Genomic DNA, 24620 nt, shown 5'->3' on the forward strand with positions numbered 1-24620 from the left:
GGGGGGAGTTTCCGTCTTGATGTGCGGACGGCGCGATCGGGCACGCCGATGCGCTGTTCGCAGGAGCGCGCCCGAGCGCGATGGGCGTAACCGGAAAGCCTCATCGCGCCCGTGGGTGCTCCTGACACGGGTGCGGGTATTGCGATGGCTGCGTCGGTATCGCTGGCGCATGTAGCGAATTCGAAACGCGTTCACCACGCCGTGCGTTGCCGGCCGTGCAAGGTGGCGATTGCCCAGCGCGATCGGGCGCACCGATGCGCTGTTCATAGGAGCGCGCCTGAGCTAGACGGGCATTACCGGGAAAGCCCGTCGCGCCCTGGTGCGCCCCTACAAGTCGCGCAATTTCCCGGGCCTACGCTGCGTTGTGGAAGCTGGCGCGCACGACGGTGGAGGGGCGGGCGTCGGATTGCAGGCGGAAGATCGACACCGCATCGGCCAATTCCACCGCCTGTTCTTCCAGGCTGCGTGCGGCGGCGGTGGCTTCTTCCACCAGCGCGGCATTGCGCTGGGTGACTTCGTCAAGCTGCGCCACGGTACGGTTGACCTGCTCGATGCCGCTGGATTGCTCGGCGCTGGCGGAGGTGATCTCGCTCATGATGTCGGTGACATGCTTCACCGAGCCAACGATCTCGCGCATGGTCGCGCCGGCGCGGTGCACCAGGCCCGAGCCCAGTTCGACCTTGTCGGTGGAGTCGGCGATCAGCGTCTTGATCTCCTTGGCGGCGTCGGCCGAGCGGCGCGCCAGTGCGCGCACTTCCGAGGCCACCACCGCAAAGCCGCGGCCCTGTTCGCCGGCGCGCGCCGCTTCCACCGCGGCGTTGAGCGCCAGGATGTTGGTCTGGAACGCGATGCCATCGATGACGCCGATGATCTCGCCGATCTTGCGCGAGGCGGTGCTGATCTGGCCCATGGTGGCAACCACATCGTCCATCACCTGGCCGCCGTTCTGGGCGACTTCGCCGGTGCCCACCACCAGGCGGTTGGCCTGCAATGCGCTATCGGCATTCTGCTTCACGGTGGATGTCAGTTCCTCCATGGAACTGGCGGTTTCTTCCAGGTTGGCGGCCTGCTGTTCGGTGCGCTCGGACAGGTCGGTGTTGCCGGCGGCGATTTCCACCGCGGCCTGGCGAATGGTGTCGGAGGCGGTCTGGATGCCGCCGATGATTTCGGTCAGACGCGCGACGGTCTGGTTGGTGTCATCGCGCAGACGCGCAAAGATGCCGTGCGCATCGCCGTCCACGCGCTGGGTGAGGTCGCCCTCGGCCATCGCGGCGATCACGCGCGCCAACGCGGCCAGATGCGTTTCCACCGAGTCGTAGATGCGGTTGATGCCTTGCGCCAACGACAGCAGTACGCCGTCCATGCCGTCGACCTGCATGCGGCGGCTGAAGTCGCCGGCCGATGCGGCGTCGATGATCTGGATCAGCGCCTGCTCGGCGTTGACCTGCGCGGTGACATCCATCCACTGTGCGATGGTGCCCAGCTTGGTGCCGTCGGCGGCGATGATCGGGCTGTAGACGAAGTCGATCTGGCGGCCGAAGAACGGCGCACGTACCGCCTTGGACGCGTTCAACGCGCGCATGCGGTCGATCGCGGCCTGGCTGTCGGGATAGATGTCGCCGATGCTGCCACCGACGAAGCCTTCGGCATGGAAGCTGGGGCGGAAGCTCTGCACATCCGGCTCAATCAGCTTGAGCATCGCGAGCAGCTTGCGGTTGGCGAACAGCACCTGGCCGTCGTCGTCGGCGATGCGGATCATGGTGTCCAGATCGTCGAGCGCCTTGATCACGAATTGCCCGTGGCGCAGACCCTGTTCCATCACATCGATACGGATGGCCAGCTTGTCCTGGGTGTCCTGCAAGGCACGCAGCAGTGGCGCAAGTTCGCCGGCCGCGGTGCGCAGGTCCAGGCGCTGGAAGCGACCTTCGCCGATCGCGGTGACGGCAGTCACCGCCTGCTGCAGCTGTGTGCTGTGACGGCGGCGCATCCACCACCAGAGGCCGGCGCTCGCTGCGGCCAGCACCAGCAGCGCGGGAAACAAGCTGGCGAAAGCGCCGGCAACTCCGCCGGGCACCAGCGTGGCGGCATAGACCGTCAGCAAGGCCAGCAGCCCGATCTGGCCGGCGGCGGGCAGCCATGCGGTCCAGGCGCTACGCGCAACGTTTGCGCCCGGCGGCGGGCGGGAAACAGGGGCGGCATCGTGTGAAGGCAACATAGGCTGAGTCCAACTGGTGTTCTGGAGGGGAGATCGCTGCGCCGTAGGGGTGGGCTGCAATGGGGTATCGGCGGCTGAGGCCGAATCATGATGGTGTGAATGCACCGTTTATCGGAACGTGGCAGGCGGGCTGGCAAAAAAGCGGATGTAGTTGATTTGGAAGCGGTTTCAGTGCGCGCGCCGGCGTGTTCGCCATGCATGCCATTCATCAAACAGTGGCGATAAATGTAAATTCCATGTGATGAAAGGCGGGCGCGCGACCACTGTGCAGGTCGAGCCGCATCGGCGTCCCTTTGCTCCAGGCAGCACGGCCATGGTCATCCGGGCAGCGGCCATGACGGTGCGTGTGAATCCAGGAAAGGGTGTCGTTGCGCCATCTGTGCCAGCTCGCATCGAGGCTGGCCGCTGCACGACGAGCGCGGCTCTGAACGGGGCAGCCAGAAACCGGCGGGTGCAGTCAGGTATTGCGGCCGCGCTCGCTGTGCGCGGCATGGAGGTGATTCGGTTTAACCAGCGCAAGCGAAGATAGCGTGCGTTAGGGAGAGGTCTTTCGACGGAGCGGGGGAACTGCAACTGCTCCCGGTAGGTCATTGCCGCGCGCATCAATGTGTGGTGCCGCCGGCATCGGCCTGCTGTCAGCAGCGCGCCGTATGGCTGCGGCTCCGCGGACGCTGGGGCAGCGCTGTCAGGTGGCCAGGCGTCGCCCAGTACTTACCCCCTTGCTGCAGCCACAAAAAAAACCGGCCGTCTCGCGACGACCGGTTTGATCGGTTACTTCACTGGCCGGGCAGCATTATTTCGCCGGCGTCGCCTGTGCGTCATCCGGCAACGTCCATGCGATCACGCTGTCGCCCGACTTGGTTTCCATGCGGTCATGCCCACCGACGGCAGCCACGATGTACTGCTTGCCATCGATGGTGTAGCTCATCGGCGCGGCCTGCGGGCCTGCGGGGACGCGGGTCTCCCAGACCTGCTTGCCGGTGCGGGTGTCGAAGCCGCGCATGAAGTCGTCCAGGCTCGCGCCGATGAAGGTCACGCCGCCGGCGGTGGCCAGCGAGCCGCTATTGTTGGGCGTGCCGATCTCGAACTTGGTCTTGGACGGGATGCCCATCGGACCCTGGTCGTAGCCGGTGCCCAGCGGACGGCGCCACAGCACCTGCTGGGTGCGCAGATCCACGCCGGAGATGTAGCCCCACGGCGGTGCCACGCACGGCGTATTGAGCGGCGACATCCACGGCTCCTTGCGGGCGCCGTAGGCCAGGCCCTTCTGCGCCATGTAGCCGGGGGTCTTGCTCTTGCCGTCGAATACCGAGACCACGCCCAGCTCGTTCATTTTCTCGCGGGTATAGACCTGCAAGGTGTAGGGCAGGCGATTGCTGTTCATCACCATGATGCCGCGTTGCAGGTCGACCGACACGCCGCCCCAGTTGATGCCGCCATGGTTGCCGGTGAAGGCCAGCGAGCCCTGCAGCGTCGGCGGGGTGAACATGCCTTCGTAGCGCAGCTGCTTGAACTGGATGCGGCAGGCCAGCTGGTCGAACGGGGTCATGCCCCAGGCATCGGATTCGATGATGGTCTCCACTTCGCGGCTCGGCGCGCCCACGGTATTTGGCATGCCCGGCGAGACCGGCTGGGTGGCCGCAGTCCAGTCGCCATGATCGGTGCCCTGCGGCACCGGGATCTGCTTGACCGGCATCAAGGGTGCGCCGGTGGCGCGATCCAGCACGAATACCTGGCCGGACTTGGTGGCCTGGATCACGGCAGGGCGGGTGCCGCCACCGGCCACCGGCCAATCGACCAGGTTCGGCTGCGGACCGATGTCGTAATCCCACAGGTCGTGGTTGACGGTGCGGAAGTGCCAACGCTCCTTGCCGGTGGCCGCATCCACGGCAACGAGCGATGCGGTGTATTCCTCGTCCTGCGGGGTACGGCCCTTGCCGAAGAAATCGCCGGAGGCATTGCCGGTGGGCAGATAGACCAGGCCCAGCTCATCGTCGGCGGCCATCAGCGACCACACGTTCGGGGTGGAGCGGGTATAGGTCTGGCCGGCCGGCGGCTCGGCGGTGATCGCCGGGTTGCCCAGGTCCCAGGCCCAGCGCAGCTGGCCGGTGAGCGCATCGAAGCCGCGCACTACGCCCGACGGCGCATCGCCTTCCTGACCATCGCGCACCTGGCCGGTCGGCTGGATCACCACACCACGCATCACCACCGGCGGCGAGGTCGGGCCGACGAAGCCCGGCTTGGTATTGCCGGTGCCGGCATTGAGGTCCACATAGCCGTTGTTGCCGAAGCTGGTGCACAGCTTGCCGGTCTGCGCGTCCAGCGCGCCGAGGCGGCCATCGACCATCGGCCAGAAGATCCGCGTCGGGCACTCGGCGGTGCCTTCCGGCGCCTGGTAGTACGACACGCCACGGCAGGTGGTGGCGGCCACACCGGCCATTGCCTTGGGGTTGGTCTGCGGGTCGAAGCGCCAGCGCTCCTTGCCGTTGGCCGCTTCCACCGCGATCACTTTCTGGGTGGGCGTGCAGATGTAGAGCAGGTCGCCGACCTTGAGCGGGGTGTTCTGGAAGGCGTAGCCCAGCTTGGAGCCAGCCGGCTTCAAGTCACCGGTGTGGAATTCCCAGGCGATCTTCAGGTTCTTCACGTTCTCCGGGGTGATCTGCGCGCCCGGGGTGTAGTGGTTGGACAGGTTGGAGCCGGCATACGCAGTCCAGTTACTGGCATCGTGGTTGGCCGCCATGTTGCCGTCCGGGCTGGGCACGATGGCGCGGCTGAAGGCGGCGGGAGTGACGGCCTGCTTGGACGCATCCGCCAGTTCGACATTGCGTGGCACGAACAACGGCCACAGGATCAAGGCTGCGCCCAGCACCGGCAGCACGCCGGCGACCACCACATAGCCGGCACCGGACAGGGGCTGCATGCGGCGACGCGCCACGCCCCAGAACGGCAGCAGCACCAGGCCCAGTACCGAGATCCAGGCCAGACGCGGGACCAGACCCCAGCCATCCAGGCCTACTTCCCACAGTGCCCAGGCAATGGTGGCGGCCAGGGTGGCGCCGAACAGCCACAGGCCCGCGCGCTTGCCCGCCGCGAGCAGCACGCCCGCCAGCAGCAACGCGATACCGGCCAGCAGGTAGTACCAGGAACCACCGACGGCCACCAGGCGCCCACCTTCGTAGGCGAGCACCGCACCGAGCACGGCGATCACCACTGCATAGGCCACCAGCAACCAGGTGCCTAGCCCACGTTTTGAGGATTGATCAGTCATTTTGAGATGTCAGGAAGGACTTGGGGCCGCAGCGGGCGACAAGTCGTGGAGGGAGAAAGGTCGTTCGGTGGCAAAGACTGCCGGCGACCTGGATATGAACGCGCAGCCCCTCCCAGGGTCCTCAGCGCTAATCATGGCGATATTTTAGACCCTTCCTCCTGTCGCGTCCGTGATGGAGTAGGAACCACCGTTCCAGGCGGCTCGTTCCGGGCACGCAAAACACGCAGGACTGAACGGCTAACAGCGCACGCCAGCGGTTAAGCGTCACTGCGCCCAGGACGGGGCGGGGCTCAAGGCGCAGTCTTTCAGCCAGGGCAGGGGGCTGTGGCGCTGTTACAAGCCCTTGAAATGTCGTTCCAAGGTGATCTGCGAGCCGGCTGCTCTCTTTTATCCCGCAACATCGTCTTCAAACGAACACGGGGAAGGGCTGCTGCAAGCGTGACTTGCACTTTGGCTCAGAGATCGGCGAGTGCCTGCAGATACCGCTGGCGCCAGTGACCGATCGTGTTCTTGCGCAGGTGGTCCATCATGGCGTGCCAGCGTTCGATGCGGCTGGCCAATGGCATGCTGGCTGCGGTTGCGATTGCATCGGCCACGCCGTCCAGATCGTGCGGATTGACCAGCAGTGCTTCCTTCATTTCGTCGGCCGCGCCGGCCAGCAACGACAGCACCAGCACGCCGGGATTTTCCGGGTCCTGCGCAGCCACGAATTCCTTGGCCACCAGATTCATGCCATCGCGCAGTGGCGTCACCAGGCCCACCGATGCGGCACGATAGAAACCGGTCAACGTTGCGTGGCTGAAGTTCTGGTTGACGTAGCGCAGCGGGGTCCAGTCCGGCCCCGCATGCCCGCCATTGATATGGCCGGCGATCTGTTCCAGCTGGCCGCGCAATTGCCGATATTCGGTGACATCGCCGCGCGACACCGGCGCGATCTGCAGATAGGTCAGGCTGCCGGATTGATCCGGATAGCGCTCCAGATAGCGCTCGAAGCCCTGGAAGCGTTCCGGCAGGCCCTTGGAATAATCCAGCCGATCAACACCGATGGCGAGCTGCCGTCCGCGCAGACTCTCGCGCAAGTCGCGCACCGCCTGCTTGCTGACGGCGGCCTTTGCCTGGTTGGCAATCAGATCGGTGTCGATACCGATGGGGAACGATGCCGCAGTAAACCGCCGCCCGCCCGGCCCTTCAACCTGATCGCCTTCCAGAATGCGGCCGCCGCCGAACAGGCGCACATAGGCCTTGAAGCGTTCGGCATCGCGCTGGGTCTGGAAGCCCACCAGGTCATACGCATAGAACGTGCTGAACAAGCGCGCGTGATCGGGCATTGCCTGCACCAGATCGGCCGAAGGCATCGGCACGTGCAGGAAGAAACCCATCTTGCAGCCCACGCCCAACTCGCGCAGCATCGCGCCCAGTGGAATCATGTGGTAGTCGTGGATCCACAAGGTATCGCTGTCTTTCAGCAGCGGCGCGAGTTTTTCTGCGAACAGGCGATTGACGCGCAGATAGCCTTCGCGCTTGGCGCGGTCGTAATCGACCAGATCCAGTCGGAAGTGCAGCAGTGGCCACAACGTGCGGTTGGCAAAACCGTTGTAGTACGAATCGATGTCGCGCTTGTTGAGGTCCATGGTGACGAAGGTGATGTCGCCTTCGGTTTGTTCGTGCATGCTGCCGCTGTCGCCGCGTGCGGTCTTGCCGCTCCAGCCGAACCACATGCCGCCGCGCTCCTTGAGCGCGGCCAGCAACCCCACCGCCAGGCCGCCGGCCCGGGTTTCGCCCGGCACTGCGACGCGATTGGATACCACCACCAAACGACTCATGATGCCTCCTGCCAGCTCCGCGACAAGCGCATCGCTGCGATGATCAAACCGACGTGCGAATAGGTCTGCGGGAAATTGCCCCAGGCTTCGCCGTCCTCGAACGATAGGTCTTCGGACAGCAAGCCCAGGTGATTGCGGCGCGAGAGAATGCGCTCGAACAATTCACGCGCCTCGTCCTTGCGGCCGATGGACGCCAGCGCATCGATGTACCAGAACGTGCAGATGGTGAAGCTGGTCTCCGGCTCGCCGAAGTCGTCTGGCGCGATGTAGCGGTAGAGCGCATCGCCATGCTTGAGTACGCGGCCCACCGCTTCGACCGTGCGCACGAAGCGGCTGTCGTCGGCATCCACGATGCCGATATCGGCCAGCAGCAACAGCGAGGCATCCAGGCGGTGACCGCCCAGCGTGTCGGTGAAGTGGCCGTGTTGTTCGCTCCAGGCCTCGTTCAACACGCGCTCGCGGATGCTGTCGGCACGCTCGCGCCAGTAGCTGCTGCGCTCGGGCAACACCAGCCGCTCGGCGATCTTTGACAGGCGGTCGCAGGCCGCCCAGCACATCGCCGCGGTATAGGTATGCACCTCGGCGCGGCCGCGGAATTCCCACAGGCCGGCATCGGGCACGTTGTGCAGCGCGTAGGCGCGTTCGCCCAGCGGCTCCAGGCGACGGAAGGTGTCTGCGTCACCCTGATCCTTCAGGCGCAGGTCGAAGAACAGCTGTGTGGATGCCAGCACCACGCTGCCGTAGACATCGTGCTGTTGCTGGATCCAGGCCAGGTTGCCGCGCCGCACCGGACCCATGCCGCGGTAGCCGGCCATGGTGTCGACTTCGTGTTCTTCCAGCTGCGATTCGAAACCGATGCCGTACAGCGGCTGCATGGTGCCGTCGGTGGTGGCGATGTTGAAGATGTAGCCGATGAACTGCTCCATCGTGCGCGTGGCGCCCAGGCGATTGAGCGCGCGCACCACGAAGGCCGCATCGCGCAGCCAGCAATAGCGGTAATCCCAGTTGCGCGGGGTGTTGGGCGCTTCCGGAATCGAGGTGGTCATCGCGGCAATAATCGCGCCACTGTCTTCGTACTGGCACAGCTTGAGCGTGATCGCGCTGCGGATCACCGCTTCCTGCCAGTCCAGCGGGATCGACAGATACCGCACCCACTCGCGCCAGTATTCTTCGGTGCGCTCCTGCGCTTCCTGCACATAGCCGGTGAGCGAGCGGGTCAGCGATTCGTCCACGCCCAGCACCAGGCTGACCGGGTGGCTGAGCACGAACGGCAGACCGTCGCGCACGAAGCGCACCGGCACGTCGGTGGTCAGGCGCAGGGTGAATTCCGGCAACACCCAGCGGATGTGGTTGCTGCCCCAGGTAGTCTCAGGTGTGCGGCCACCCCAGTCGGCCAGCGGGCGCGCACGCACGATGATGCGCGGGTTGCCGGCCAACGGGCGGATCTGGCGGATGATGCTCACCGGCCGGTAGAAGCGGCCGTTATTGCGCCAGCGCGGTGCGAAATCGATCACCTCGACTTCGCCGCCCTTGCTGTCGCGCAGGACCGTGCGCAGCACCGCGGTATTGGGCAGGTAGTGCTGCTCGCTGCTGACGAAATCCTCCAGTTCCACGGCGAAGTCGCCGCCCTCGGTCTTGGGCGACAGCAGCGAACAAAAGGCGGGGTCGCCATCGAAGGCGGGCAGGCAGCTCCACACCACGCGTGCCTGCCGATCCACCAATGCGCCGAAGCTGCAGTTGCCGATGACGCCCAGATCCAGGTTTGGCTCGGTCATGAAGTACCAACAATCCTATGCGATGACAAAAAGGGGAGGGAGGGCGCTCAGGCGCCGCGCGCGTTCTGTTGCAGCCACGCATGCACGGCGGCCGTGCCTGGTACGCGATAGCGCGCGCTGGTCTGGGCACGGTCGCCCACCAGCACGCTCCAGCCGCCGAGCCGGTTGGCAGCCTCGAAACCGAATTCGTCTGTGAGATCGTCGCCCACGAACACCGGGGTACGGCCGGCGAAGGCGCCGTGCTGCATCAGCTGTTCTACCGCCAGGCCCTTGTTGCTGCCTTCGGGCACGAACTCCACGACATGATCGCCCGGCTGCAGGCGGTAACCGGAGAGCTGGGCGATTTCGTCCTGCGCGAAGGCCAGCACGTCGGGGCCCGCCAGCGGCTGCGCGCGCCAATGCAGCGCCACGCTGACGCCCTTGTCTTCGACCAGCACGCCGGGATGCCGATGAGTGAGCGCGGCAGCGCGTTGATGCAGGCCATGCAGCCACTCGGACGTGTCCTGCGGCATCGCTGTGCGCGCCGCGGTGTCGCTGCGCAGCTCGTGGCCGTGCAGGCCGGCGGCCGGGAGGATCAGCGGAGCGAACAGGGCGTCCAGCTGTGCCAGCGGCCGCCCGCTGACCAGGGCGATGGCGCCATCGAGGCGCACGCTGAGGCGGCCGATGGCCGCACGCACCTCAGGCAGTAGCCGCACCGCCTCGGGGCTGTCGGCAAAGTCGATCAGGGTGCCGTCCACGTCCAGGAACAATGCGCAGGCATCGTCCAGCAATGGCGGCGACGGAAGGGGGGAGTGCACGTCTGCCATCAGGGCAGTGTGCGCAAAGCGGTGTGAGATTCAGGTTATGGAACGGCGGGGACTGGGAAGCCGGGATTGGGGATTGGTGGCAACGCAGGGCGTGCTATCCCCAACCCCGAACCCTTTGCTGGCATGCGCCATGGCCCTGGCAGTCAGTTCCACTACTGCCTTGGGCACCGGGTATGCATGGCAGGGCCACACCTGCCAATCTCGAATCTCCAATCCCGACAACTGTCGATTGCCTGGACGATGTCGTCGTGCCGGCAAGGCGAATCTAGTATTCGGGATTCGGGATTCGGGATTGGGGGTGGTGGGTCGGGGATTCGCAGTAATGCTGCTCTGCCAATCCCGAATCCCGAATCCCGGCTCAAAACGTATACCGCACCCGCCCATACCAGTAAGCGCCGTTGCTGCCGATCGGCGACAGCACGTCGTAGGGCAGGTTGCCGAAGTAGGCAATGTCGTCGATGGAGCGGTCCGAGTAGTTGTCCAGGATGTTCTGCCCGCCGATGGCCAGCGTCCACTGCGTGCCCAGGTGGTATTCGGCTTCCAGGTCCAGCTGCCATTCGGCGCTGTAGGTCTGGCGCGGCACGAAGCCGCCGCCGAAGTCGAACACGCGGGTAGCGCTGCCATAGCGGTTCACGCGGGTCTGCAGATTCCAGCGTTGGTTGCTCCAGTTGGCCGCCAGCGCGGCGCGCGTGCGCGGTGCGGCATCGGTGAGCGTATTGCTCTCTTCCACGCCGAACAGCACGTAGTCGGGGTTCAGTGCGAGCACCTGCGCCGGCGTTGCGATGATGTTTTCCAGCTCGGTCTTGGCGTAGCTGTAAGTGCCGGTCAGCAGCAGGTCGCCGCCGAAGGCGTACTGGCGCCAGTTGGCCACCAGCTCGGCGCCGCGGGTACGGGTGTCGGCAGCGTTGAGGAAGTAGCTGGCGCTCTGCACGCCGGCCACGCCGAAGTTCTGCTGCACGAAACTGGTCAATGCATCGCCGGTGATGTCTTCGGACAACGCAATGCGGTCGTCGATGTCGATCTGGAAGAAATCCAGCGACAGGTCGAAGTGGTCGCCCAACTGGCTGGTGAAGCCCAGGCTGTAATTGACCGACTTTTCCGGCTTCAGGTCGGTGGCGCCAAGCGCGCGTGCGATCGCGTTGTTGACCGACAGCAGGCGGCCCTGGGTCAGCCGGCCGGCGGCGTCGTAACCGGTGGAGGTGGCTTCGTAGCCGATCTGGCTGAGCGAGGGCGCGCGTACGTTGTTGGAGATGGCGCCACGCAGTGCGAACGCCGGGGCGAACGCGTAGCGCGCGGCCAGCTTGCCGGTCCATTGGCTGCCGAAGTCCTGGTAATGCTCGTAGCGGCCGGCCAGGTCGGTGGAGAATTTGTCGCCGAACTGGCTGGAAACGTTGGCGTAGGCGCTGGCGACATTGCGCGACAGGTCGGCCTCGTCCTGCGGGGTGAGCCCGCCGCCGGCCTGCGAGCCGGTGGGGCGGTCGGTGAACGGGCCGGCCGCGTAGCTGGCCGGGTCGCCGGCGTGGGTGCGGTACTGCTCGCGGCGGAATTCGGCACCGGTGCCAAAGGTGTGGCTGGCACCGGCGGCAGCGAAGACGCGGGTCAGATCAATGTTGCCCACGGTCTGCGCGAAGGCAAAATCGCCGGTCTTGAAGCGCGTGGTGCTGGTCGGCCCCAGCGAGGCGTTGAGCGAATTGCGCAGCCGATAGGTGAAGTCGTTGCGGCCATAGTTGACGCTGGCGTCGTAATCCCAATTACCCCATTGCCCGCGTGCGCCGGCCACTGCCTGCAGGTCACGGTTCTCGCCTTCGGAAATCGGCCGGTAGCCGTTGGGGTAGAGCTCGCGCCAGTTGGCGCTGCTGTCCGGGTAACGGAAGTAGTTGGCGCCCTCGGTATCGCGCTGGTTGTAGGTGGCGAAGGCGTAGAACTCGCCGGTGGCGCTGAAAGGAATCTTGGTGTTGAGCCAGGCGTTCAAGCCCTTGGTGGCGCCATCGCCGAGCACGTAGTTGCGCCGGCCGGCCAAGGCGAGGTTGGCCGGGGTCTGCTCTTCGAATGGCGGAATCTGGTCGAAGCCGGCGCGGTTGGTCGCTTCGCGGTTCTTCAGCTCCAGGCCCACCTTGAAGAAGCCGCCGTCGTCGCCGAGCAGCGTGCCGACCTTGGCGCTGGCGTAGCTGGTCTGGCCATCGGTGACGCGGCGATTGATCGGCTCTACATCGGTGTTGTAGGCGCCGAAGCTGGCTTCCAGCTCGCCGCGCTCGGGGTTGTCGTCCAGGATCACGTTGATGACGCCGGCAATGGCATCGGAGCCGTATTGCGCGCCCGCGCCGTCGCGCAGCACTTCGATGCGCTTGATCGCGTTGATCGGGATGGAATTGAAGTCCACCGGCGTGGTGCCCTTGCCGATCTTGCTGTCGGTATTGACCAGCGCCGAGGTGTGGCGGCGCTTGCCGTTGACCAGCACCAGCACCTGGTCGGGCGAGAGCCCGCGCAGCTGCGCGGCGCGGATATGGTCGGCGCCGCCGGAGTTGGATTGGCGCGGGAAATTGAACGAGGGCAGCAGCGCCTGCAGCGCGCTGCCCAGCTCACCATTGACCACCCCGGCCTTGCGGATGTCTTCAGCGGTGAGCACGTCCACCGGCACGGTCGATTCCAGCACGGTACGGTCGCTGGCACGGGTGCCGGTGACGATGACGGTGTCCAGGGTGGTGGCGCCGGCATCGGCTTGCTGGGCCTGTGCGCCGGCGCTCAACACCGTGGCCACGGCCAGGCCGATCACCGAAAGGGTGGGGCGGGTCATGCTGTTTCTCCTGCACTGCAACTGCGAGGCGCCACTTGCCCGGGATCCGGCCGGGCTAGGCGCTGGGGGCGGATTGTCCACATTCATCCGGATGGAGAGATATTATCGCGTTGTTCAGGCCTGTGCGAGATGGCACAGTGCGCGCACACCGGCATCAGCTGATGTCCGGAACGCATGAGCCTGCCCCCGAACCTGTTGTGGAGAAGTCGATGAAGTTGCTGCCGTCCTGCCTGTTTGCCGCCATGCTGGCCCTGAGCGCCTGCGCGACCACGCCTGCCAGTGCACCGGCCTCGACCACCGCCAGTCTGCAGGGCGATGCGGCGCGGCCGGCGGCGGCGCACGGCTGGGTGCGTAGCGAACTGTACTTCGGCGTAGGCGAGGAAACCGGCCCGGCGGATCGCCCGCAGACCCGCACCATCGGCGAAGCGCAGTGGCGCGCGTTCCTTGACAAGGAGGTGACCCCGCGCTTCCCCGATGGGCTGACCGTGTTCGATGCCTACGGCCAGTGGCTGTTTCGCGGCGCCAAGGAGCCGAACCGGCTGGGCACCAAGGTGTTGGTGATCCTGCATGAAGACACTCCGCAGCGGCGCAACGATATCGAGGCGATCCGGCTGGCCTGGAAGCAGGCCACCGGGCACCAGTCGGTCCTGTGGTCGCGGCAGCCGGTGGAAGTGTCGTTCTGAGCACGGTTCCGGCAGGCCGCGCCGTCCGTACCGTGTTGCGCCGCCGGCAGGCTTGGCGCATGCGCACGATGGCGTTCGGCCTTGCGATGGCAGCGGGATTGCTGCCAGGTGCGGCAGCGGCGGCTGCAGTTGGCGAGGACGTGATGCTGGACGCACACACCCGGGCGCGCGCCACACTGGAGGGCACTCGCCTGCATGTGGTGGTGCAGCCCGGCAGCCAGGAGCAATGGCTGGATGCGGACCTGGACGACGGCAATGCCACCGGCAGCGTGCACAGCGACGATTACAACTTCGACGGCTATCCGGATCTGGCGGTGACCGCGATGCTCGGACAGGTCAACGAGGCCACGCGTGTGTTTCTGTACGACTCGGCGCAGCGACGGTTTCGCCTGCTGACGGCGCCCGCGCGGCCTGCAGTGCAGTGTGAGGGGTTCTGGAACCTGACTCCGGACCTGCAGCAGCGCAGCCTGAGCAGTTCCTGTCGTAGCGGCCCGATGTGGTACAGCGATGTCTATCGCTATGCCCCCGATGGGCGCTTGTACGTGTATACGACCCAGCAGCGCATCGAGTCGCCTGCCATCCAGGAAGTGCTGGGCCCAGGCACCGAGGACGGCATGCCGTTCTCGGTGTGGCCGCGCTTCGATGCGCACGGTGCGGTGATCGACAAGGCGATCGGGCAGAGTCTGGATGCGCCCAGGCCGGCCACGTTCCAGGTGCAGGTGCCGCGGCTGCCGTTGTATGCCACAGCCACTGCGGCGGCCACGCGGCGGTATCTGATCAAGGGCGATCGCCTGCAGGCACTGGACGTGAGCGCGGACCAATCACGGGTGCTGGTGCGTTATCGCAGTGCCAGCCACGGCGTGATCGAGGGCTGGATCCGCGCCGACGAGGCGATGCCATGACGCAGTGCTGGTCCGTCGCCGCGGCAAGCGCCCGGCGCCAGCGTGGCCACTGCGGCATGCTCTGATCCACCGCAGCGCTGTCGCGCCCGGGAGGCAGCGGCTACCATCGCTCGACCCCCACGCTCCCTGGTTCTCATGTCGGTTCCCTCTTCGCGTCCTGCGGCATCGCCGCGCTGGTTCGTCGCCGGCGACCTCAATGGCTTCTTCGGCCTGGTGGTCGACAACCTTTCCATCCTGGGCTTCATTGCGATGGCGCTGGTGGGCATCTTCCAGTTTCCCGCCGAGGTGGTGTTCGGGCGGATGTTCCCCGGCACTGCGTTCGGGGTGCTGGTGGGCAACCTGCTCTACACCTTGATGGCGCGGCGGCTGGCTGCACGCACCGGGCGCGACGATGTCACCGCGATGCCCCTGGGCCTGGATGCGCCCACCAGCATCGGCATGGCGCTGCTGGTGCTGGGCCCGGCGTTTGCGGGCTTCAAGGCACAGGGGCTGGACCCGCAGGCCGCCGCACTGGCCACCTGGAAACTCGGCATGGCCGCACTGGTGGTGATGGGCCTGCTCAAGCTGGTGCTGTCGTTCGTGGGCGAGGCGGTGACGCGCGCGCTGCCGCGTGCGGCCTTGCTCGGCTCCATCGCCGGCATTGCGCTGGTACTGATGGGTCTGCTGCCGTTGCTGGAAACCCTGCGCTCGCCGGTGGCCGGCTTCGTTACGTTGGGCCTGCTGCTGTACGTGTTGCTGGCCAAGGGCCGCCTGCCGACCAAATTGCCGGGCGTGCTGGTGGCGTTCGTGATCGGCACTGCGTTGTACTACGGGCTCGGCCTGGCCGGGCTGGGCGCGCCGGGCTTCGCCGTGCCGGCCTGGACGCCGCCGCAGATCGTGCTGCCGCTGCCGAACCTGGGATTCATCGATGGATTGCCGGCCACGGTGGCGTATCTGCCATTGCTGCTGCCATTCGGCCTGTTGATGGTGGTGGGCGGCATCAACGTCAGCGAGAGCGCACGCGCAGCCGGCGACGATTACCGCACCCGCGACATCCTGCTGGTGGAAGCCTTCGCCACATTGGTGGCCGGTGTCTGCGGCGGCGTGGCGCAGACCACGCCCTACATCGGCCAGCCCGCGTACAAGCACATGGGCGCGCGCACCGGCTATACGTTGCTGACAGGGTTGTTTGTCGGCCTCGGCGGCATGTTGGGCGTGATCAGCGGGTTGGTGCAGTGGCTGCCGCTGGCGGTGCTGGCACCGATCATCGTGTACGTGTCGATCGACATCACCACGCAGGCGTTCCAGGCCACGCCCAAACAGCATGCCGGCGCCATGGTGCTGGGGTTCCTGCCATCGGTGGCTTACCTGCTGACCATCAAGGCGCCGGGCTGGATCGCGCAGGATCAACTGGTGGCGCTGACCACGCAGGTGGATGGACATGGCCTGCCGGAACTGGCAGTGATCTTTGCGCTGGGCAACGGCTTCATCATCACTGCGATGCTGTGGATCGCCACGGTGGCGGCGATGATCGATGGCAGGTTGCGGCGCGGCGCAGTGTTTTTGTTGGTCGCCGCGGGGCTGACCCTGTTCGGGTTGATCCACTCGGTAGACCCGCGTGGCGGCATCTATCTGCCCTGGTCGCTGCAGGGGCTGGCGCGGGTGATCAGCTGGCAGTTCGTCGGCGCCTATGTCGCGCTGGCAGTGACCTTGTTATTGCTGTCGCTGCTGCCGGCGCGCAAGCAGGCTGTGCAATGACACGCCGATCATGCGCGCTGCAGTGGTTGCTTGGCGCTGCGTTGGTACTGGGTGCCAGCCATGCGTGGGCAGCCTCGTTCGACTGCAAGCGGGCGAGCACACCGGTAGAAAAACGCCTGTGCGCGGTGCCGGCGCTTGACCTGCTGGACGAGCAGCTGGACGAGAGCTACCAGGAGCTGGTGCAGACCACGCCGCGCACCGCAGTGGCCGGCGTGCGTGATCAGCAACGCGCCTGGCTGCGGCAGCGCAATGCCTGCGCGCAGGATGCCAAGCCGGACGACTGTCTGCAGCGCAGCCTCACCACCAGGGCCGATGTGCTGACCAAGGCCCTCACCGCCCAGCAACAGGTGTTGGACCGCAGCATTGCCGGCATTCCCGCCAAGCCTGCCGAGGCGGCGCGCCAGTTGCAGGCTTACGACGCTCCGCTGGCGTCGGCGTGGCTGGCGTATTTGCATCAGTTCGTGCCGGCTGCCGGCGTGGATGACGCACTGGCGACGGCGCGCTTCGATAGCGCGCGTAAGGCCTTGCGCAAGGTCGACGATTTTGCTGTTTCGCTGCTGGACGATGCCGCGGCAGGCCCTGATGCGCAGGATCCCAACAAGGTGCTCCTGCTGCTGCGCATGTGGATCGAGCGCGATGGCAGCGGCAACCGCCCCTACGTGCATTGCTTCATCTTCGCGGCGTTGGGCGAGCCGGCGTACGAGGCATTCGGGCCGTTGTACGGATCCACGCGCGACTCGTTCGCCCCGGTCTGCGAGGCGCCGGGCGGGCTGTTTGCGCTGCCCAGCTGGAAGCAGCTGGACGATGGTTTCGATTCCTTGATCGAAGCCTTGAGCAAGGACGCCGGCACCATCCGCTATGCCAGTTACGCCGAGTGGCGGGTAATTGCGCTGCGTGCATCGGTGTCGCCGCTGCTGTATCTGCAACCGGCCTTGCGCAAGCGCTACGGAGATGACCCCGACAAGGCGATTGCCGCCTGGAGGGGCGATGACGGTGATTGGCCCGCCGCAGATCGCAAGGCGGTGCGCGCGCTGCTGCCGAACGTGCGCGCAGATACCGCCGCATGGCTGGTGCGCGAAAAGCGCTTGCCGGAAAAACAGGCCCATGAGGCGGCTGCTGCGATCGTCGCGGCCTGGGTGAATGCGCGGCTGAACTTCGCCGGTTGAAGGCAGGGCGAATGGCCTGGTGCTTCGCCTCGTGCGCCATTGCTTCGGATTGCACGGTAGAGCATGTGTTGGGATGCCTGCCTAAGAGCGGGCGTTCCGCGCGTTCGGATGGAGCGCCCCTGCGGAATTGGCGAGACGTTTACGGCGCTCATGCGCGCCGCGTTGCCATGCTCGCGACGATGAATGCGCTGCGGCGGCAGATCGATGGAACCCTTGCAACATCCGATGGTCATACCCTGGATGTTGTCGATGCAAGGAGTTCCATGATGCAAACCAATCCGTCGCGCTGGCCGTGGCTATTGGCCGTGCCATTGATTGCCGGCGCCGCCTGGTGGCTGTTCAGCGGGCCACGCGAGACATCGGGCGCGCTGCCTGCACCCATCAGCCAAACTGCCAACGCCGTGGCTGCTGCGGTCGCTCCATCGCCTCCCACCCCCGCCGCGCCGCGACATCCGGTGCAGGCGCCATCGGCCGATGCCGCCGACGCTGCAATTCCCGCATTGGCGCAGAGCGATGACGCCGCATGGCAGGCACTGCAGGATCTGGTATCCGACGACGCAGCACTGTCGCTCGTGTTGCGGCCGCACCTGATCGAACGCGTGGTTGTCATGATCGACAACCTCACCCAGCCCAGCATCAGCCGCCGCGCCTTGGTGCTGCAGCCGGTCCCGGGTGAGCTGCAGGTGACCCCTGCTGCCGATCGCAGCGTCATCGATCACGCCAATGCCAGCCGCTACGCACCGTATGTCGCTGCATTCACCAGCGTGGATGCGCAGGCGATGGTGCGCAGCTATGTGCGCTTCTACCCACTGTTTCAGCAGGCCTACGCCAACCTGGGCGCACCGGACCGTTATTTCAACGACCGCGTGATCGACGTGATCGACCACCTGTTGCGCACGCCGGACCCAACGCAGCCGGTTGCGGTGGTGCGCGATGAACGTGGCCGCTATCGCTTCGTGGACCCGGCGTTGGAAGGATTGTCGGTCGGGCAGAAGGCCATCGTGCGGCTGGGGCCACAGCAGGCGTCGGCAGTGAAGGCGCAACTGCAGCGCATTCGTGCGGCCTTGTTGCGGACGCGCTGATCCAGCGTCCGGCCGTGGGTTCGATCTGCGCGCCTGCGGTCATGCAGGCGCGTCTGTGGCCGCACGTGACATCGGCCGCATCGCTACAGGCAGGCGACGCCCGATGGATCAGCTGGGCACGCGATTCGCAGGAGCGCAGCCTTTCAGGCGCGTCGCGCAAGCCGCTGCTTGGCCGGTGACGCTGCGGCCGAACGCTGCCGCATGTTCCCATGCCAGTGCCTACGCAGCATCAAGCTCCGGATAGTGGCGGAAGATGCCGTTGGTGTTGAACGCCACGCGCCGTTCGGAGGCGAGGTAGGCGGTGATCCGTGGGCGTGCTGCCACACGCTGTTGTACTCCACGCAGACCCGGGATGTCTGTCGCCAACGTCGCCATCCGCTTCGGGAACATGTAGCCCAGCCCGCTGAGCAGCTGAAACAGCGACAGATCCACGTACGAGTGCACGCCCAACGCAGAGGTCCCGCCAGCCTGCTGCACCACCTGCTCGAAATAGCCGAGAAACTTTGGCAGACGCTTGTTGCGCAGATCTTCGGCACGTTTGGCGGCTTCGGCTTTCTGGTCCTCGTAGTACAGGCCGGTGGCGATCGGATGATGGGTGTCGTGTACCTCTGCCACCAGATCGGCGATGGTCATTTGCAGTTGCAGCGCCTGCAGGCGCTGCGCGTCGCCATCGGGGACCAGCTGCAGCGACGGACCCAGAAAATGCAGGATCGCTGCCACCTGCGCCACCACGACATCGCCTGCCTGCAGGAAGGGCGGGGCAAACGGCTGCGCGCCGGGCTGCTTGCCCTCCATGAAGGGAGTCATGACGTCGTCGCCCTCGACACGCGCCACATCGGTGTAGGCAGCACCGGCATCTTCCAGGGCCAGGCGCACGAATTCGCCGCGGCCCTGCAGGCCGGTCCAGTAATAGAGCTGATAGTGCATGCGCGACTCCGCGGTGGGGGTCGCTGCAGCGTAGGGAAGACGTGGCTAGGCGGGCGTGATCGAGGTGTCAGCAGCCTGTGACCCAGCGATGGCGTGCGGCTGCGTCAACAGCCAATCCAGCTTGCGCGCGCGCGGCTGCCGCTTGAGTGTGCACTCGGCGCGCGAGGCGCTGGCACGGTCCGGATACGGGTGGCTGGCCAGCAATTGCAATGGCGGGTTGGCGCGTGTGTAACGCGCACCGGTGCCACGCAGATGCGCCTGAAAGCGCCGCTCCAGGTCATTGGTGATTCCGGCGTAATAGCTGCCATTGCGACACAGCAGCAGATAGAGATACCAGGGCTTGGGTGCATCCATCCGCGCATTATCGCCCTTCGGTGAAGCATGCGCTGGGTTCGCGGCGGTGACTGCCCGGCGGCGCCTGCGGTCAACTCCGCACTGCCGGGGTGAATAAGCACCCAAACATTGGTTATTTGACGCTTGCAGCGTGTGCAAACAGCATGCCGTAGCACCACGCACGCTTGAGATGGCTTCGCCGTTGCCGGCCATCTCAGGGTGCTGGATCGGCCTGCAGCTTCGCCTCCCATACCGGCCACCGCCAGACAAAAGGACCTACATGCCCGTGCACCACCGGCTTCCTGCAAGGAGCGCCTCTGCATCGATGGTGTTTGGAAAGCCGCAGGTGCTGGCGTGGAGCCTGGCCCTGGCATGTGCACCGGCCTTCGCCGATGACGTAGGCGAGGCCGCTGCTGCACCGAAGGGAGCCGCACAGACCTTGGGTGCGGTGAAGGTCACCGCCACGCGCCGCGAAACCACCTTGCAGCAGGTGCCGGTGGCGGTTTCGGTCGTGCAGGGCCAGAGTCTGGAGCGCGAGAATCGCAACAGCGTGGCCGATCTGCCGGCCCTGGTGCCCAGCCTGACGTTCCGCACCGGTGCCTCCAACAAGGACACCTCGCTGTTCCTGCGTGGCGTGGGCACCATCTCCACCTCCCCGGGCGTGGAGCCCAGCGTGGCCACGGTGATCGATGGCGTGGTGCTGGGCCGTCCCGGCCAGGCCACCCTGGATCTGCTGGATGTCGAACGCATCGAAGTCCTGCGCGGGCCGCAGGGCACCCTGTTCGGCAAGAACGCATCGGCCGGCGTGCTCAATATCGTCAGCAAGCCGGCCCCGGACGTGGTTGGTGGCTACGTCGACTACGCGCACTTCGGTGGCGGCGGCGAGGACCGCGTCCGCGCCAGCGTCGGTGGCGCCCTGGTGCCGGAAATGCTGAAGGCGAACGTTTCCGCGTTGTGGGCCGACTACGGCGGCAACGTGCGTAACGTGGCCGATGGCCAGGCCGTCAACGGCTACCGGCGTGCCGGTGCGCGGCTGCGCCTGGACCTGACCCCGACGCCGGACGTCAGCGCCACCTTGCTTGCCGACTACCTGCGCTCTCACGGCGATGCGCCCAGCGGCGTGGTGGTGGCCAGCACGCGCGCCGATTTTGCCGCCGCGCTCGCGCCGGTGCGTGCCAGTGCAGACAACCGGCAGATCAACAGTGATTACCGCACATTCCTGGACGACACCAACAAGGGCGCCTCGCTGCAGCTGGACCAGCACATTGGCGAGGTGCTGCTGACCTCGATCAGCGCGTGGCGGCAATGGGACAACACCCAGTTCCAGGATGGCGACCGCACTGCCCAGCGCAGCGCCGCGTTTCCGTCTTCGCATGACCGTGGCGACCTCGGATACACGCAGTATTCGCAGGAGCTGCGTGTGCAGACCCCGCGCGACCGTGCGGTGGAAGCCGTGGCCGGCCTGTACTACCTGCACGCGCGCAACGACGAAACCTATCGCCGCACCGTGACGACGCCAACCGCCAGCAACGTGGGCGTGGCCGATTACGCCACGCGGGCAGCCACCTATGCGGCATTCGGCGAGGCGACCTGGCATTGGCGGCCGGACCTGCGCGCCTTGCTGGGCGCGCGTGTCACCCGCGATACGCTGGAGTACCGGCACCAGCGCGTATCCAGCTCCGCCACGGCGGTCACCGGGATCCAGCCGGCGACCGCCAGCGCCGGCAGTACTACCGAAGATGGCGTGTCCGGGCGTGCCGGCCTGCAGTACGACATCGATGCGCACACCACTGGGTATCTCACCTATTCGCGCGGCTACAAGGGCCCGGCCTACAACGTATTCTTCAACATGCAGCCGCGCGATACGCCGGCGTTGAAGCCGGAAACCTCCAACGCCTGGGAGCTGGGCCTGAAGGCGCGTGCGCTGGACGACCGGCTTAGCGCGAACGTGGCGCTGTTCCATACCGACTACGCCAATTACCAGGCCAATTTCTTCGACACCGTGGCGGGGCAGGTGGTGACCCGGCTGATCAACGCCGGGCAGGTCCGCACGCAGGGCCTGGAGCTGGATCTGGAGTATCGGCCCACCGAGCGGCTGAGCCTGGCGTCGTCACTGGCCTATACGCAGGCCCGCATCCAGCGCTTTGCGTGCCCGGCAGCGGCGGCGGCCAACTGCAACGTCGACGGCCGGCCGCTGCCGTTTTCGCCGGACTGGAAGGGCAACCTGCGCGCGGCGTATCGCGTGCCGCTGCGTGGCAGCCTGGCGCTGGAGTTGAACGGCGATGTGAGCTGGCAGGACAGCGTGCAGTACGACCTCAGCCAGACTCCCCAGACCGTCCAGGGGCCGTACGCGATCTGGAACGCCAGCATCGCGCTGGCCGACGACGCACATGGCTGGCGGGTGGCGGTACTGGGCCGCAATTTGGGCGACCGGGCGTATGCGCCGCTTCTGGCCAATGCCACCGGCAATGTCTACCGGCTGGTGCCGCGCGATGACCGGCGCTATGTCGGCCTGCAAGTGCACAAGGATTTCTGAGGATGCAGTGGATGGAGTGGCAAGACGTGTTCGATCACAGTACTTACGTGGCCTGCGGTGAGTGGCGATGAGCGGGCAGCGTCAGTTGTCGCTGGGGGCCTTTCTGATGGCCACTGGCCATCACGTGGCGGCGTGGCGTCACCCGCAGGTGAGCGCAGACACGCTGGATTTTGCGCAGTACCGCGAGATGGTGCGCATCGCCGAAGCCGCGAAGTTCGATGCGGTGTTCGTCGCCGACAGCCTGGCCGCCGCTGGCGGGCCGATCGCGCCACGCATGGCGCGTTCCAGCCTGTTCGAGCCGCTGACGCTGCTCAGCGCGCTGGCCGCGGTGACCGAGCGTATCGGGCTGATCGCCACCATGACCACCAGCTACAACGAGCCATATCACGTGGCGCGCAAGTTCGCCTCGCTGGATCATCTGTCCGGCGGGCGCGCAGGCTGGAATCTGGTCACCTCCGATGCCGCCGACGAAGCGCTCAACTTCAATCGCGATGCGCATTACGTGCATGCCGAGCGCTATGCGCGGGCGCGCGAATTCCAGCACGTGGTGGCCGGCCTGTGGGACAGTTGGGATGACGACGCGTTCATCGCCGACAAGGCGGCCGGCCGGCATCACGACCCGGCGCGTGCGCACGTGCTCGACCACCGCGGCGCGCATTTCCAGGTGCGTGGGCCACTCAATATCGCGCGCGCTCCGCAGGGCCATCCGGTGCTGGTGCAGGCCGGCTCGTCCGAGCCGGGGCGCGCATTGGCGGCAGAGACTGCCGAGGTGGTGTTCACCGCGCAATCGTCGCTGGCCAAGGCACAGGCGTTCTATGCCGACATCAAGGGGCGGCTGGAGCAGTTCGGCCGGCCGCGCGACGCGTTGAAGGTGCTGCCCGGCGTGTTCATCGTGGTGGGACAGAGCCAGGCCGAAGCGCAGGAAAAGTTCGAGCAGTTTCAGCAGTTGGTGGAGCCGGAGGTGGGCATCGCCCTGCTGTCGCGCATGTTGGGCAACTTCGATCTATCCGGCTATCCGCCCGATGGCCCGCTGCCGGAATTGCCGCTGACCGAAACCGGCCAGCGCAGCCGCCAGCAGCTGTTCACCGAGCTGGCCGGACAGGAGCAATTGAGCATTGCCCAGCTCGGTCGGCGTATCGCCGGCGGGCGCGGGCACTACAGCCTGATCGGCACACCCACGCAGATTGCCGACGAGCTGCAGGCCTGGTTCGAAGGCGAGGCCGCGGATGGCTTCAACGTGCTGGTGCCGCATCTGCCTGCAGGCCTGGCCGATGTGGCTGCGCACGTGGTACCGGAGCTGCAGCGGCGCGGCCTGTTCCGGCGTGACTATGCAGGGCGTACCTTGCGCGATCATCTGGGGCTGGCACGCCCCGCCAATCGCTTCAGCGCACGCTGATCTACCGGACACTCTGATGACCTATCTCGCACATCCCGATCGTTACGACCGCATCGCCTACCGCCGTGTCGGCCGCAGCGGTCTTGTCCTGCCTGCGCTGTCGCTGGGCCTGTGGCACAACTTCGGCGACAGCACACCGATCGACACCCAGCGTGCGTTGCTGCGCACGGCATTCGATCTGGGCATCACCCATTTCGACCTGGCCAACAACTACGGCCCGCCGTATGGCAGCGCGGAAATCAACTTCGGCCGCCTGCTGCGCGAGGATTTCAGGCCGTATCGCGATGAATTGATCATTTCCACCAAGGCCGGCTGGGACATGTGGCCGGGCCCGTACGGGCAGGGCGGCGGTTCGCGCAAATACCTGCTGTCCAGCCTGGACCAGAGCCTGCAACGGCTGGGCGTGGACTATGTGGACATTTTCTATTCGCACCGTTTCGATGCGGATACGCCGCTGGAAGAAACCGCAGGTGCACTGGCCAGTGCGGTGCAACAGGGCAAGGCACTGTATGTGGGCGTGTCGTCGTATTCGTCGGCGCGCACGCGCGACATTGCAGCGTTGCTGCGCGAGTGGAAGGTGCCGCTGCTGATCCATCAACCGGCCTACAACCTGTTCAACCGTTGGCCGGAGCAGGACCTGCTGGACACCACCGCCGACCTCGGCGCCGGCGTGATCGCCTTTACGCCGCTGGCGCAGGGCCTGCTCACCGGCAAGTACCTGCAGGGCGTGCCGGCCGATGCGCGGGTCAACCGCCCGGGCGGTCAGTCGCTGCGCCCGGAGCACCTGTCCGACGACAATCTGCGGCGTGCGCGTGGCCTGGACGGCATCGCGCGCCAGCGCGGGCAGAGCCTTGCCCAGCTGGCGCTGGCCTGGGTGTTGCGCGATGCGCGCGTGAGCTCGGCGCTGCTGGGTGCCAGCCGCCCGGAGCAACTGGTGGAGAACGTGGCGGCGCTGCAGAACCTGCATTTCAGCCCGGAAGAGTTGGCCGAGATCGACCGCTACGCGGTCGAGGGCGGTATCAACCTCTGGGAAAAACCGTCCACCGATTGGCAATGAGGAGGGTATCGATGCGCCATGAGGTTGCAGCAATGCGTAGACACGCGATGGCAAGGCCGCCGGTCGATGCGGCAAGGCCCTCGGGAGCGGTCAGTGCTGCAGTTGACGCCGGGCTGGCGC

Annotated in this window: 16 protein-coding genes; 8 read left to right on the top strand and 8 right to left on the bottom strand. The window is 66.2% G+C overall.

What is annotated here, in order from left to right:
- Positions 1–352: 352 nt before the first annotated feature.
- From A7D17_RS22000 to A7D17_RS22025, 6 genes are all read right to left on the bottom strand, one after another.
- Positions 353–2215, bottom strand: coding sequence for a methyl-accepting chemotaxis protein (locus A7D17_RS22000; RefSeq protein WP_064511067.1), 1863 nt, complete (start codon positions 2213–2215; stop codon positions 353–355).
- 793 nt (positions 2216–3008) lie between these two features.
- Entirely contained in the window at positions 3009–5444 is a 2436-nt protein-coding gene (locus tag A7D17_RS22005) for a membrane-bound PQQ-dependent dehydrogenase, glucose/quinate/shikimate family (RefSeq protein ID WP_193395387.1), read from the bottom strand.
- A 494-nt stretch (positions 5445–5938) separates the two neighbouring features.
- The gene (gene otsA / locus A7D17_RS22010) at positions 5939–7306 is read right to left on the bottom strand and encodes an alpha,alpha-trehalose-phosphate synthase (UDP-forming) (protein WP_064511069.1); all 1368 of its coding nucleotides are present in this window, start codon (positions 7304–7306) and stop codon (positions 5939–5941) included.
- Positions 7303–9081, bottom strand: a complete 1779-nt coding sequence (locus A7D17_RS22015) for a glycoside hydrolase family 15 protein (RefSeq protein WP_064511070.1) — start codon at positions 9079–9081, stop codon at positions 7303–7305. Before A7D17_RS22015 ends, otsA begins: the two co-directional genes overlap by 4 nt.
- Positions 9082–9128: 47 nt before the next feature.
- The gene (otsB, locus tag A7D17_RS22020) at positions 9129–9887 is read right to left on the bottom strand and encodes a trehalose-phosphatase (protein ID WP_064511071.1); all 759 of its coding nucleotides are present in this window, start codon (positions 9885–9887) and stop codon (positions 9129–9131) included.
- Between the two features lie 358 nt (positions 9888–10245).
- Complete coding sequence (locus A7D17_RS22025; protein ID WP_064511072.1) at positions 10246–12681, bottom strand: TonB-dependent receptor plug domain-containing protein; 2436 nt, start codon at positions 12679–12681, stop codon at positions 10246–10248.
- A gap of 209 nt (positions 12682–12890) precedes the next feature.
- Here A7D17_RS22025 and A7D17_RS22030 point away from each other — a divergent pair, with 209 nt between their 5' ends.
- The 5 genes from A7D17_RS22030 to A7D17_RS22050 all read left to right on the top strand — a co-directional run bounded on the left by A7D17_RS22030 (position 12891) and on the right by A7D17_RS22050 (position 18251).
- Positions 12891–13364 carry a DUF3574 domain-containing protein gene (locus tag A7D17_RS22030; RefSeq protein WP_064511073.1) on the top strand — a complete coding sequence of 158 codons (474 nt, stop codon included), beginning with the start codon at positions 12891–12893 and terminating at the stop codon, positions 13362–13364.
- Entirely contained in the window at positions 13331–14266 is a 936-nt protein-coding gene (locus tag A7D17_RS22035) for an FG-GAP repeat protein (protein ID WP_064511074.1), read from the top strand. Before A7D17_RS22030 ends, A7D17_RS22035 begins: the two co-directional genes overlap by 34 nt.
- Positions 14267–14401: 135 nt before the next feature.
- Positions 14402–16003: a SulP family inorganic anion transporter gene (locus A7D17_RS22040; RefSeq protein WP_064511075.1), complete on the top strand. Its 1602-nt coding sequence runs from the start codon at positions 14402–14404 to the stop codon at positions 16001–16003.
- Entirely contained in the window at positions 16000–17169 is a 1170-nt protein-coding gene (locus A7D17_RS22045) for a lysozyme inhibitor LprI family protein (protein WP_064511076.1), read from the top strand. Before A7D17_RS22040 ends, A7D17_RS22045 begins: the two co-directional genes overlap by 4 nt.
- A gap of 266 nt (positions 17170–17435) precedes the next feature.
- Positions 17436–18251 (top strand): DUF3014 domain-containing protein, encoded by an 816-nt coding sequence (locus tag A7D17_RS22050; protein ID WP_064511122.1) that lies wholly within the window; start codon positions 17436–17438, stop codon positions 18249–18251.
- A 219-nt stretch (positions 18252–18470) separates the two neighbouring features.
- Here the strand turns inward: A7D17_RS22050 and A7D17_RS22055 are convergent, their stop codons facing one another.
- On the bottom strand, positions 18471–19178 hold the full coding sequence (locus A7D17_RS22055) for a glutathione S-transferase (protein WP_064511077.1): 708 nt from the start codon (positions 19176–19178) through the stop codon (positions 18471–18473).
- 45 nt (positions 19179–19223) lie between these two features.
- Positions 19224–19532, bottom strand: coding sequence for a GIY-YIG nuclease family protein (locus A7D17_RS22060; RefSeq protein ID WP_064511078.1), 309 nt, complete (start codon positions 19530–19532; stop codon positions 19224–19226).
- 304 nt (positions 19533–19836) lie between these two features.
- Between A7D17_RS22060 and A7D17_RS22065 the strand changes: the two genes are divergently transcribed.
- The 3 genes from A7D17_RS22065 to mgrA all read left to right on the top strand — a co-directional run bounded on the left by A7D17_RS22065 (position 19837) and on the right by mgrA (position 24500).
- Positions 19837–22047, top strand: coding sequence for a TonB-dependent receptor (locus A7D17_RS22065; protein ID WP_064511079.1), 2211 nt, complete (start codon positions 19837–19839; stop codon positions 22045–22047).
- A 67-nt stretch (positions 22048–22114) separates the two neighbouring features.
- Positions 22115–23443 carry an LLM class flavin-dependent oxidoreductase gene (locus A7D17_RS22070; protein WP_064511080.1) on the top strand — a complete coding sequence of 443 codons (1329 nt, stop codon included), beginning with the start codon at positions 22115–22117 and terminating at the stop codon, positions 23441–23443.
- 16 nt (positions 23444–23459) lie between these two features.
- Positions 23460–24500, top strand: a complete 1041-nt coding sequence (gene mgrA / locus A7D17_RS22075) for an L-glyceraldehyde 3-phosphate reductase (RefSeq protein ID WP_064511081.1) — start codon at positions 23460–23462, stop codon at positions 24498–24500.
- The last annotated feature ends 120 nt before the right edge of the window (positions 24501–24620 follow it).

The sequence above is a fragment of the Xanthomonas floridensis genome (assembly GCF_001642575.1).
In the GTDB taxonomy this organism is placed as follows: domain Bacteria; phylum Pseudomonadota; class Gammaproteobacteria; order Xanthomonadales; family Xanthomonadaceae; genus Xanthomonas; species Xanthomonas floridensis.